Genomic DNA, 11,216 nt, shown 5'->3' on the forward strand with positions numbered 1-11,216 from the left:
CCGCGGCCATAAAAGGCATTTCGGCTACCCTTTCTGACGGCCCGCTGAACATGAAGAAATATTAAGAAACGTTTCAGCTTTTTATGGGCAAAATGTGCTCACCGCTGAAAAAGCCCATCAGGTGACGGTATGACCCGTATTTTGACCATTGAAGACGATGCCGTGACAGCGAAAGAAATCGTGGCTGAACTGACCAGCCACGGCCTTGAGGTCGACTGGGTAGCCAATGGCCGCGAAGGTCTGGTACGCGCCGTCAGTGGCGACTACGACCTGATCACCCTCGACCGCATGCTCCCGGAGCTGGACGGACTGGCGATTGTCACCACCTTGCGCACTATTGGCGTCAGTACCCCGATCCTGATGATCAGCGCCCTGTCCGATGTCGACGAACGTGTGCGCGGCCTGCGCGCCGGGGGCGATGACTACCTGACCAAACCCTTTGCCAGCGACGAGATGGCGGCCCGGGTTGAAGTCCTTTTGCGGCGCAAGAGCCCGGTGGACAAATACGAAACCTCATTGCGCGTTTGCGACCTGGAACTGAACCTGATCACCCGCGAAGCCAGCCGCAGCGATCAACAGCTGAGCCTGCTGCCCACCGAGTACAAGCTGCTGGAATTCCTGATGCGCAACACCGGGCAAATCCTCTCGCGCATGATGATTTTCGAGGAAGTGTGGGGCTATCACTTCGACCCGGGCACCAACCTGATTGACGTGCACATCGGTCGCCTGCGCAAAAAAATCGACCCACCGGGCCTGGTGCCCCTGATCCGCACCGTTCGAGGCTCGGGCTATGTCATTGCCGAACCCCTCTAAGGGCTGGCGTTCTTCCAGCAGCCGACTGCTGGCGTTGTACAGTTTCCTGTTCGTGGCCTGGAGCTGCATCCTCATGGGGGTGCTGTATTACGAGGTCTCGGACTATCTGGGCAGCCTGGCCAAGCATTCGCTGATGCAGCGCCAGCATCTGTTTGCACGCTTTGAAGGCGAGCAACTGGACGAAGCCCTGGCCACCAGCATGACGTTCGACATGCGCGCAGTGGATGCCTATGGCCTGTTCGATGAACAGCGCAAGCCGCTCAGTGGACCGATCCGGTCATTCCCCGCGGGCTTGCCCCTGGACGGCCAGATCCATGCCCTGAGCACCTGCATCGACTCCGACGACCCCAACCTGCCGCAAGACAGTTGCGATGCCGTAGCCACCCGAACCAACGACGGGCGCTGGCTGGTTCTGGTGCGCGACAACGGTTCACTGTTTGCCGTCACCCGGATCATTTTGCATGCGCTGTTCTGGGGGCTGTCACTGACCATCATTCCCGGCATTGCCGGCTGGCACTTGCTGCGCCGCCGTCCGTTGCAGCGCATCCGGGCCATTCAGGCCAGCGCTGAAGCAATTGTCGCGGGGGATTTGACCTACCGCCTGCCGCTGTCCAATCGGCGTGACGAGCTGGACATGCTGGCCGCTATCGTCAACGCCATGCTCGACCGTATCGAGCTGCTGATGCACGAGGTCAAGGGCGTGTGCGACAACATCGCCCACGACCTGCGCACCCCGCTCACCCGCTTGCGGGCCCAGCTGTACCGGATTCGCCAGCAGGCGGGCGAAGGCTCCCCCGAGGCGCTGCAACTGGACGAAGTCATCGGCGAAACCGACACCCTGATGGCGCGTTTTCGCGGTTTGCTGCGTATTTCCGAGCTGGAAGACCATCAACGACGCTCGGGTTTCCTCAAGCTCGACCCGCTGCCGCTGCTGCAGGAGCTGTATGACTTTTACCTGCCCCTGGCGGAAGAAGGCCAGGTCACGCTGACGCTCGACACAGCTCCCACGCTGCCCGGGCTGACCGGCGACCGGGCGTTGCTGTTCGAAGCCCTGGCCAACCTGCTGAGCAACTCGATCAAATTCACCCCGCCGGGTGGTGAGGTGATTTTGCGTGCCTCGGACGACAACAACAGCCTGCGTATTGAAGTCCTCGACACCGGCCCCGGTATCCCCGAAGCCGAACGGGTCGCGGTGTTCCAGCGCTTTTATCGCTGTGATGACACGCACGCCGGGTTTGGTCTTGGTTTGTCCATCGTCGCCGCCATCGTCAACCTGCATGGCTTCAGCCTGGACGTGAGCAACCGTGAAAGCGGCGGCGCCCGACTGACCCTGCACTGCCGGCAAAGCCTGATAAACCCCGGGTGAGCAGCGGCGGTGTCAGGTATAAACTGCACCCGATCAATTCACATTGCGCGATAGGCAATGCCAGCACCAAGATGCTTCAACTCCAGGAGGAATCATGCTTTCAATCCAGAACGCCGAGCAGATGGCTAAAAACCTGCGCGTTTCGTTAGGCCGGCATAATCAAGAAATCACCCATGCCGCAGCACTCGAACTGGTTGCACAGCAGCTGGGCTACACGGACTGGCACGTCGCATCGGCAAAGCTTGCACAAGCAGCGCCCCGGCCTGCGGTTACGTTCGACACGGCAATTCCCGTATTGCGCATATTTGACGAAGCCAAGGCCCGCGAGTTCTATCTGGATTATCTGGGCTTCGGCGTCGAATTTGAGCACCGGTTTGAAGCGGATCTACCGCTGTACCTGGGCATCAGCCGAAACGGCCTGCAGCTTCACCTGTCCGAACACCATGGCGACGCGAGCCCGGGGTCGACGACATTTATCCCCATGCAGAATATTGAAATGCTTCGGGATGAGTTACTTGGCAAACGCTACAAATACGGGCGCCCGGATATTGTTCAGCAGGGTTGGGGGCAAGTCCTGGAAGTTCACGACCCTTTCGGTAACCGGATCAGGTTCTGCCAATATTGATATATGCCAAAACGGCATATGCAAAGCGTTTTATATTCTTTTTTAAACTCTAAATTTCCTGCAAGACTCTCGTCATAACTCTTCCAACTCATGATGAGAACGAAATGAAAAAACTCACTGCCCTCACCGCCCTGACCCTGGCCGTTTTGTCTGGCCTGGCCCACGCTGACCGTCTGGATGACATCAAAAAGTCCGGTGTGCTGAGGGTGGCGTCGTTTGACAGCAACCCGCCGTTTGGCTTTGTCGATGCCAAAAGCAAGCAGATTGAAGGCCTGGACGTGGATTACGCCAAGGCCATTGCCGACAAGCTGGGCGTGAAATTGCAACTGCAACCCACCAACCCGGCCAACCGTGTACCGCTGCTGGTAGCAAACAAGGTGGACCTGGTACTGGCCAACTTCACCATCACCCCGGAGCGCGCCGAACAGGTTAATTTCAGCATTCCGTACTTCGCCTCGGGGCAGCAGTTCATCGTTAAGAAAGGCACCCTCACCTCCCCTGAAGAACTGAACAAATGGCGCGTCGGTGTCGACAAGGGCACGGTCAACGAAGGCGTGCTGCGCGAGAAATTCCCGGGCGCCAAAGTGGTGGCCTACGATGACACCCCGTTTGCCTTCACCGCCCTGCGCAACGGCAACGTGCAAGCCATCACCCAGGACGGCCCGAAACTGATCGGCCTGCTGGCCAATGTGCCGGACAAGGACAAGTACGAAGTGCCGCCGTTCACCATTTCCAATGACCTGATCGGCGTCGGCATTCCCAAGGGTGAAGCGCGCCTGACCGACGTGGTCAACCAGACCCTTACCGAGCTGGAAAGCCAGGGCAAGGCACAGGGCATCTATGACGCCTGGTTCGGCCCGACCACCAAGACCCCGCTGACCCGCCTGTACAAAATTGGCGACAAGAGCTGACCCCTGTGTGGGAGCGAGCCTGCTCGCGAAGCTCGTTAACGCAGGCGCGTGCTTACCCGGTAAGTGCGGCGCCTTGGGATATTCGCGAGCAGGCTCGCTCCCACGGTTGAGGTCACGTTGTTCGTATCTGGATGGACGCTGTTTTTATGTTCGGTGAACTGCTGGCCCCGCAATACCTGCACTGGCTGCTCGATGGTTTTGTTCTGACCCTGATCCTTTCCCTGCTGACCTGCCTGGTTGCCACCGGGCTGGGATTTTTGCTGTGCCTGGCCCGTATTTCTCCTTCGCGTCTGTGGTCGTGGCCAGCACGGGCTTACCTCGCCCTGTTTCGCAATACGCCACTGCTGGTGCAGCTGTTTTTCTGGTACTTCGGGGTCACGGCGATGCTGCCCGAAGGCCTGGTGATGTGGCTCAACCAGCCGCGCAGCCTGGCATTGAGCTGGTTCGAGATTCAATGGCCGTCCTTTGAGTTTCTGGCCGGGTTCTGGGGCCTGATGCTCTACACATCGGCGTTTATTTGCGAAGAGTTCCGCGCAGGCGTCAGCTCGGTGCGGGTTGAACAACGGGCAGCCGGCTTGGCGCTGGGCTTCAAGCCGGCCCAGGTGTGGCGTTTTATCGTGTTCCCCCAGGCACTGCGCACGGCGCTGGGCCCGTTGCTTGGGCAATACATGAATGCACTGAAAAACTCGTCGCTGACCATGGCTATCGGCCTGGCCGAGCTGTCCTACGCTTCGCGGCAAGTCGAGACTGAAACCTTCAAGACCTTCCAGGCCTTCGGTTTCGCCACGCTGCTGTACGTGGCAAGCATTGCGCTGATCGAGGTGATCGGCCAGTTGATTGCGCGTAGCAAGTGGTATCGCCAGGGGGTGATGTAAGCCATGGACTTTTCAGTGATCAGCGACAATCTGTCGTATTTGCTGCTCGGTGCTTACCCCGACGGGCCGCTGGGCGGCGCAGCCCTCACACTGGTGTTGAGTGCATTGTCCGGCGCGATTTCGGCAGTGCTGGGGCTGGTGCTCGGGATCGCACTGGTAATGATCCGCGGCAAGGTCCGCTGGGTGTTGCTGGCAGTGCTGGGCTTTTTGCGGGCGATTCCGGTGGTGATGCTGATTTTCTGGAGTTACTTCCTGCTGCCCATCGTGTTCAAGGTCGATGTGCCCGCGCTGGCCACGGTGGTGTGCGCCCTGTCGTTGATCGGCGGCGCGTATCTGGCGCACTCGGTGTATGCCGGCATCAGCAGTTTGCCGCCGGGCCAGTGGGCGGCCGGCAAGGCGTTGGGCCTGGGCACCTGGCAAGTGCTGCGGCTGATCATCTTGCCGCAAGCCTTGCCGATGATGCTGCCCTCCTTTCTCAACCAGTGGATTTCACTGATCAAGGACACCTCGCTGGCGTACGTGATTGGCGTGGGAGAGTTGTCGTTTGTGGCCACCCAGGTCAGCAATCGGGTGATGGTGCACCCGACCGAAATCTTCCTGTTTGTGGCGCTGGTGTACTTCGTGTTTTGCAGCGGCCTGGATGTGATTGCCAATCGTCTGGTCAAACCTGAACAAAACCTGTAGATCCTCTGCTCCCGGTCAGCACTAGCGAAGAAGTGTTTCTCGCTAAACGGCTTGGCCGGATCAAAGGCGTCCGGGGCGGCAGGCCGGTCTGTTTGGTGTCGGGATCTGCGAGACTCGCACATCTCCTCTGTGGGAGCGGGCTTGCTCGCGATGCAAGCGGCGCGGTATTTGAGTTGAATCGCGCCGATGCCATCGCGAGCAAGCCCGCTCCCACATGGGGTTGTGCAGTTTCAAGCCTTTGCCTTTGCCTTTGCTGTAGTCAGGGGAATGTGCAAACAACGCGAATGCCCCTATTCCAGTTGGGCGTGTGTGGCGGATATGTACTTGGTGGTTCTGTTGTTTTTGCAGCTGTTGAACAGCTGAACAGCGTACATATCCATTCGATGCGCCACGGCTTTCTACGGGTTTCGCCCTTACGGCGAGGCACTTTTTCCAAACGCCGAAAAAGTACCCAAAAAGGCTTGCCCCAGCGTACGGCCTTCGCTGCGCTCAGGTGTCCCTCGCTCCGGCCCCGCTCCGTGGGCACGCCGTGACGGGCCATCCTTGGCCCAGCACGGCTCTCCCGGCATCCATGCCGGAAGACCCACTGCGCAGAACCTCCACTCGGCCTCCCGAAGGGGCAGGTAGATCAAGAGCAGATCAAAAGCCAAAGCAAAGCAAAGCAAAGCAAAGCAAAGCAAAGCAAAGCAAAGCAAAGCAAAGCAAAGCAAAGCAAAGCAAAGCAAAGCAAAGCAAAGCAAAGCAAAGCAATAGATTGCGCGATACACAAAACCTGTAGCCGCTGCCGCAGGCTGCGATGAAACCGAGGATTTAAGATTGCCGCCTTCGTCACTTGGCAGCGGCTACAAGTCAGCCGCCAATCAGGGGCTCGAAACCCTCTGCCAACAGCGCGGCAAACGCATCCCGGGCGCTGTGGTTACCGGTTTCGCGGTGCCAGAAAAATTGGTTCTGGATCGGCGCCAATTCGGCAAAGCGGTAGGTGGTCAAGTTCGCGCTGGCGCCAAAATGCTGGAACAGTCCCTCAGGTACTATCGCCAGACCGGCCCCGGCACTGACACAGCCAAAGATGCTTCCCCAACTGGCGTAATCGATGCCGTTGACCTCAAGCCCGCGGGCTGCCAACCCACTCTCTAGCGCCGCACGGTACGGGCAACCGGGCGGCCACATAAAGACGGTGTGCCGATGCACATCGCCAAGACTCGCAAGCGGTGCCAGTGCTGAACTGGCGATCACGATCAGCGGTTCGTAGTACAGCGCGGTCTTAGCCAGCTTGGGCTGGTCGCTATCACCTGCAATCAGAGCGCCGTCCAGTCGGTGATGCTGCACGTCATCGAGTAACTGGCGCCATTGACCGGTGACCAGTTCCAGCGTCACTTGTGGGTAGCGCCGATGAAACTCGGCCAGCAAAGGCGGCAGCCTCCCCGTGGCACAGGACTCTATCGCCCCGATCCGCAGTTTGCCCGTGGGTACGGCATGGGGTTGGACGGAACGCTTTGCCTGATCAACCAGCGCCAGGATTTGCTCGATATAACCGACAAAGACCCGGCCCGAAGGACTGATGCGCAGCCCTCGACCCGCTCGGGTGAACAAAACGGTGCCCAGTTCTCTCTCCAGCTGTTTGATCCGGGTCGTGATATTCGACGGCACGCAATGCAACTGCTGAGCCGCCAGCGCAATGCTGCCGCACTCTGCCACCGCCTTGACCATACGTAACTGGCTTAATTCCATTACTCACTCCTGGAGACTACAGAACTCTTTATATATCACTTGTTATGGGTTGGGAGATTGACAAAAATTGAATTCCGCAAACAGCTTTGCTGAAGAAAAACAAGATAAATCCTGGCCCGAAAGTCATCTTGGAGTGAACATTTTGAACACTAAAGAAGCTGTTATCGAGGCATTGGCACGCACCGTCTTCGATCATGGTGCGTTGAATAACGAATTTTATCGACGTTGGCCAAGTACCCCCATGAAACTCCATGAGGTCGAAATCTTTGCACGAAATTATTGGGCCAGAACCCGTCGCACTGCAATGATAGTAGCGCTGTCCTTATTGCGAGCTAAGCCATTGTCTGCACGCGTCGAAATCGTCAAGAGTATTTATTCAGAACTGGGCTGCGGTGATGCAAAAAGAGCCCATAGCGTACGCCTGCAAAACTACTTGCTCGACTTGCCAAGTCGTTTGGCCAGACGAACTTATACCGTGAATGAATTGGAAGCAGGACAGGTGCTCACTTCAACCAGCCTGTTTATTGAGGAACAAGATGCACTGTATGCACCTGAAGGACAAGGGCACCCGTCAAGCCTTGTGCTGGGAGCGTTGCTGGCGCAAGAGTGGCTGGCATACTCAATGTTGACGCACTTATATGAAGGTGCACGAAATTATCAATACTTATACTCGGACAATGATGAATTTCATGGGCAGTGTGAATATTTTTATATACACATAGGCGAGGCTGAAAAAAGCCATAAAGTTCAATCAATCACAGCCGCAGCACTTGAATGCCACAGCGAAGAAGATCTGGTCGGGTTAACCACAGGATTCAATCGTTTTCTCGATATTACTGAAGCCTACTGGAACGGTATTGCAGGAGCCATTGAGGGTGTTGGCGAACTGGATGCCAACATTTGAAGTCCCCTGTAAAGAGGCAAATAGTCGCCGCCATGGCCGCTGTTGTGCTCTGTTGGGCGTATTCACCGATTGGCATTAGTATCGGTCTGCAAAGTTATTCGCCCGGGCATCTGGCGTTGCTGCGATTCTTGATTGCCTCGATATTTATGGGGGGGGTCGCGCTCTTTATGCCCATTGGTCTGCCAAGGCTCAGGGATGTGCCTTGGCTGTTAGTTCTGGGGTTTTTCGCCATCGTGTTGCATCACGTTGCGCTCAACTTCGGACAGCGATGGGTAAGCCCTGGCGCTTCCAGTGTATTGGCGCAGTCCGCGCCCTTGTTCAGTACGTTGATCGCCCGTGTGTTTTTGAAAGAGCCTGTCAGTCGTTGGCGCTGGCTATGGGTGGGTGTGGGCTTGCTGGGTGCGCTGATAGTGGTGGTGACCGATAAAGGCGTCGCGCAGTTTGAACCTCAGGGGCTGCTGATTTTGCTGGCGGCGTTTTCATGGAGCGTTTATTTCGCGTTGCAAAAGCATTACTCCAATCACTACAGCCCTCTAACGTTGGTTTGTTACACGATCTGGGGCGGGACGTTGCTACTGGGTGTGTACGTGCCGGGGCTTATGGATGAGGTCTTGAGTGCGCCAGCCCGGGTGAATGGTGCGGTGCTGCTGCTCGGAATTTTCCCCAGTGCATTGGCGTATCTGTTCTGGGCCTTTGTGCTGGCGCGCACCGAGGTCAGCCGCGCAGTGGCTGTGATGTATTTGATTCCGCCGGTGGCGATGGTAATGGCGGCCGTTATTTTAGGCAGCAAAGTCTCGATGGGGGTGGTAGCAGGCGCAGCCATCGTGTTGTTCAGTGTGATGGCAATGAGTCGAGTGCGTTGACGGTAACCTCCAGGAATGCCGCGCAGCCCGGCATTGCGCTGGTGTACTTCGTGTTTTGCAGCAGCCTGGATGTGATTGCCAACCGTCTGGTGAAGCGCTAAACACCCGTGGGAGCGGGCTTGCTCGCGATGCCGGCGACGCGGTCTGCCTGGCAAATCGCAGTGATACCATCGCGAGCAAGCCCGCTCCCACAAAGGGGGTGGCGCTTGGTCAAGCCAGGGTTTCAATCACCGCCCATACCGGCACCAACCCCAGCGGCAGCCACACGGCCAGCCGTGGCCGGTAAGGCAACAACATCAGCAACCCGAAGCCGCCCAGCGAAAGCATGCCCAGCCAGCCGACAGGCCCCATGGCCCAGCCCCAGGCCTTGCCACAAAAGTACAAACTCAGACCCAGGCAGATCCAGCCGCCAACCCGCAACACACGCCGCAACCTGGCTGACGGGGCTTTGTTCCACACCTGTTTGTAGTGACGCTCCAGCCCCTGGCACAGGGCAAGCATGCCGATATAAGCCAACGCCAGGGCCGCAAAAAAATGAGCCAGCATGTCAATTCACCTCGGCCATGACAGCGGTCTTTTTACGCGGCACCCGCTCCACCGCCGGTTGCGATACTTTCCAGCACGCCCATAGCAACAGGGCACCCAGCGCCATTGCCGTCAGCTCCAGCCCCATGCTGCTGTGCAGCGCCCACGGCTGGTTGACCGTGGCCAGGCTCAGCAGCGGCAAGGTCAGGCACATCACACCCGCCAGCGCCAACTGCTCGCGCCAGGCCTGCATCCGTGGCCTGATCAAGGCATGCAGCAAGCTCAACGCCCACATCCCAAAGAACACGTTCAGCTCGGCATCGCTGCGTTGCGCCATGCCGGCCGGCAACAGGTGATTGCCCCACAGCAAGCTGATGCAGGCCAGGCTCAAACCCGCCATCACGGTGACGTTGATCGCTTCCACCACACGGTACAGCACCTGCGCAACGCGGCTTTCGCTGGCGTATTTGCGCCGACGCTTGACCGTGAACAGCACCAGGCCGCTGCCGATCATGGCACTGCTGATCAGGCCGCAGATGAAGTACAGCCAGCGCATCGGGTAGCCCCCAAACTGGGCGAAGTGCAACCCGGAAACCACCCGGTGCGTGAGGACTGTGGAACGCATCTCGGTGGGCCCGGACAACTGCTCGCCCGTGACCCCGTCAAAGCGCATGCCGCCGCCTTTGATCAGGGCGATGCGATTGCCCAGGATCGGGCGAATCTGGATTTCGGCATTGCTCTTCCCGGGGTTGCTGATGCTCACCCCGCTCAATGGCCCCATGACCTCGCGGGCCTTGGCCAGCAACGGTGCGATGGCCACCAGCGGCGCCGGTTCGACCGCCTGCGGGCGTTTGATTTCAAGCGCCGGTGGCGCCGTGTCCTGGGCCTTGAAAAAAGCCTCGCGGTTGCCATCGAACAAGGCGTCCATGGCCGCCGGCATGTAGATCACCAAAAAAATCGCCAGCCCGCTGTAGGTGATCATCAAGTGAAATGGCAACAACAGCACGGCACTGGCGTTGTGGGCATCAAGCCAGGAGCGCTGGCCCTTGGCGGGGCGAAAGGTGAAGAACTCCTTGAAGAACTTTTTGTGAATCACGATGCCGCTGACCAGTGCCGCGAGCATGCCCATTGCCAGGGCGCCGACCAGATAGATCCCGATCATGCGCGGCATGTGCAAGGTGAAGTGGAACAGGAAAAAGAACCGTCCTCCCACCGTTTCGCGCACCGGCAACACTTCGCCGCTGTCGGGGTCCAGGGTCACTGACACCCCGTCACGGCGCCCACCGGTCGAAGCCTGTAGCTGCGGCGACCGCGCGTAAGGCAGGCTGATGCCCCATTGTTTGGCGCCGGGTTCATGCTCACTCAGATAACCCAGCGCGCGCTGCACTGCCTGCTCATCGGTCAACTGGTGTGCAGGCAGTTCGGGGTTCATCCAGTTGTCGATCTCCTGATCGAACACCGCAAGGGTGCCGGTCAAAAAAATCACAAACAGCAACCATCCAACAATCAGGCCGCCCCAGGTGTGCAGCCAGGCCATGGATTGGGTCAGGGTCTGTTTCATCCCATGCGCTCCAGCAGTTGAGGCCAAAAACCGATGGCAGCCAGGGGCACCGCGAGCACCGCCCCCATCCATGCCGACCACTGATGGCGGGCGGCAAATGCCCACAAAATGGCAAAGGTGTAGATCACAAACGACAGCAGGCTGGCGACGATCATCGAGTCTACGTTGTCCAGCGGCAACAGCCGGGCCAGCGCCGCGGTAAAGGCGTAGGTAAAGACATAACCGCCCACCAGTGCGGCCAGTGTGCGAGACAGGATCGGCACCCAGGCCGAGGTTGCGAGTTTCATGTATTGATCCTTCATCGAGCCCTGCGTTTTGCCTGTGCCAGATGCGACAACGGCGCGGCACCCGTTACTCACGG

At 58.5% G+C, this 11,216-nt stretch carries 12 protein-coding genes; 8 read left to right on the plus strand and 4 right to left on the minus strand.

Annotation, left to right across the window (positions count from 1 at the left end; translation table 11 throughout):
* Positions 1 to 129: 129 nt before the first annotated feature.
* From ACZRMS_RS16525 to ACZRMS_RS16550, 6 genes are all read left to right on the plus strand, one after another.
* On the plus strand, positions 130 to 813 hold the full coding sequence (locus ACZRMS_RS16525) for a response regulator transcription factor (RefSeq protein WP_048361035.1): 684 nt from the start codon (positions 130 to 132) through the stop codon (positions 811 to 813).
* A complete protein-coding gene (locus ACZRMS_RS16530) occupies positions 791 to 2,179 on the plus strand; it encodes a sensor histidine kinase (protein WP_463996123.1) in 1,389 nt (462 codons plus the stop codon). Before ACZRMS_RS16525 ends, ACZRMS_RS16530 begins: the two co-directional genes overlap by 23 nt.
* A gap of 94 nt (positions 2,180 to 2,273) precedes the next feature.
* Entirely contained in the window at positions 2,274 to 2,804 is a 531-nt protein-coding gene (locus ACZRMS_RS16535) for a glyoxalase superfamily protein (RefSeq protein ID WP_463996124.1), read from the plus strand.
* Between the two features lie 104 nt (positions 2,805 to 2,908).
* A complete protein-coding gene (locus tag ACZRMS_RS16540) occupies positions 2,909 to 3,715 on the plus strand; it encodes an ABC transporter substrate-binding protein (RefSeq protein WP_048361032.1) in 807 nt (268 codons plus the stop codon).
* A gap of 146 nt (positions 3,716 to 3,861) precedes the next feature.
* Complete coding sequence (locus ACZRMS_RS16545; RefSeq protein ID WP_463996125.1) at positions 3,862 to 4,590, plus strand: amino acid ABC transporter permease; 729 nt, start codon at positions 3,862 to 3,864, stop codon at positions 4,588 to 4,590.
* 3 nt (positions 4,591 to 4,593) lie between these two features.
* Complete coding sequence (locus ACZRMS_RS16550) at positions 4,594 to 5,274, plus strand: amino acid ABC transporter permease (RefSeq protein ID WP_463996126.1); 681 nt, start codon at positions 4,594 to 4,596, stop codon at positions 5,272 to 5,274.
* Positions 5,275 to 6,123: 849 nt separating this feature from the next.
* On the opposite strand, the gene ACZRMS_RS16555 is transcribed toward ACZRMS_RS16550, so the two are convergent.
* Complete coding sequence (locus ACZRMS_RS16555) at positions 6,124 to 7,002, minus strand: LysR family transcriptional regulator (RefSeq protein WP_463996127.1); 879 nt, start codon at positions 7,000 to 7,002, stop codon at positions 6,124 to 6,126.
* Between the two features lie 67 nt (positions 7,003 to 7,069).
* On the opposite strand from ACZRMS_RS16555, the gene ACZRMS_RS16560 reads away from it, so the two are divergent.
* Positions 7,070 to 7,906: a hypothetical protein gene (locus ACZRMS_RS16560; RefSeq protein ID WP_463996128.1), complete on the plus strand. Its 837-nt coding sequence runs from the start codon at positions 7,070 to 7,072 to the stop codon at positions 7,904 to 7,906.
* Positions 7,907 to 7,938: 32 nt separating this feature from the next.
* Positions 7,939 to 8,769, plus strand: a complete 831-nt coding sequence (locus tag ACZRMS_RS16565; protein ID WP_463996129.1) for a DMT family transporter — start codon at positions 7,939 to 7,941, stop codon at positions 8,767 to 8,769.
* Positions 8,770 to 8,979: 210 nt separating this feature from the next.
* Here the strand turns inward: ACZRMS_RS16565 and ACZRMS_RS16570 are convergent, their stop codons facing one another.
* From ACZRMS_RS16570 to ACZRMS_RS16580, 3 genes are read right to left on the minus strand one after another with little or no spacing between them, the layout of a single operon-like run.
* Complete coding sequence (locus tag ACZRMS_RS16570) at positions 8,980 to 9,315, minus strand: DUF3325 domain-containing protein (protein WP_463996130.1); 336 nt, start codon at positions 9,313 to 9,315, stop codon at positions 8,980 to 8,982.
* A 1-nt stretch (position 9,316) separates the two neighbouring features.
* The gene (locus ACZRMS_RS16575) at positions 9,317 to 10,855 is read right to left on the minus strand and encodes a PepSY-associated TM helix domain-containing protein (protein ID WP_463996131.1); all 1,539 of its coding nucleotides are present in this window, start codon (positions 10,853 to 10,855) and stop codon (positions 9,317 to 9,319) included.
* On the minus strand, positions 10,852 to 11,142 hold the full coding sequence (locus ACZRMS_RS16580) for a hypothetical protein (RefSeq protein ID WP_048361027.1): 291 nt from the start codon (positions 11,140 to 11,142) through the stop codon (positions 10,852 to 10,854). Before ACZRMS_RS16580 ends, ACZRMS_RS16575 begins: the two co-directional genes overlap by 4 nt.
* Positions 11,143 to 11,216: the final 74 nt, after the last annotated feature.

The sequence above is a fragment of the Pseudomonas sp. B424 genome, assembly GCF_055408345.1.

Coding starts and splice junctions, on each gene's coding strand:
- ACZRMS_RS16535 (WP_463996124.1), top strand. CDS start 2,274: ATGCTTTCAATCCAGAACGCCGAGCAGATGGCTAAAAACCTGCGCGTT.
- ACZRMS_RS16545 (WP_463996125.1), top strand. CDS start 3,862: ATGTTCGGTGAACTGCTGGCCCCGCAATACCTGCACTGGCTGCTCGAT.
- ACZRMS_RS16575 (WP_463996131.1), bottom strand. CDS start 10,855: ATGAAACAGACCCTGACCCAATCCATGGCCTGGCTGCACACCTGGGGC.
- ACZRMS_RS16550 (WP_463996126.1), top strand. CDS start 4,594: ATGGACTTTTCAGTGATCAGCGACAATCTGTCGTATTTGCTGCTCGGT.
- ACZRMS_RS16540 (WP_048361032.1), top strand. CDS start 2,909: ATGAAAAAACTCACTGCCCTCACCGCCCTGACCCTGGCCGTTTTGTCT.
- ACZRMS_RS16525 (WP_048361035.1), top strand. CDS start 130: ATGACCCGTATTTTGACCATTGAAGACGATGCCGTGACAGCGAAAGAA.
- ACZRMS_RS16530 (WP_463996123.1), top strand. CDS start 791: ATGTCATTGCCGAACCCCTCTAAGGGCTGGCGTTCTTCCAGCAGCCGA.
- ACZRMS_RS16565 (WP_463996129.1), top strand. CDS start 7,939: ATGGCCGCTGTTGTGCTCTGTTGGGCGTATTCACCGATTGGCATTAGT.
- ACZRMS_RS16555 (WP_463996127.1), bottom strand. CDS start 7,002: ATGGAATTAAGCCAGTTACGTATGGTCAAGGCGGTGGCAGAGTGCGGC.
- ACZRMS_RS16570 (WP_463996130.1), bottom strand. CDS start 9,315: ATGCTGGCTCATTTTTTTGCGGCCCTGGCGTTGGCTTATATCGGCATG.
- ACZRMS_RS16580 (WP_048361027.1), bottom strand. CDS start 11,142: ATGAAACTCGCAACCTCGGCCTGGGTGCCGATCCTGTCTCGCACACTG.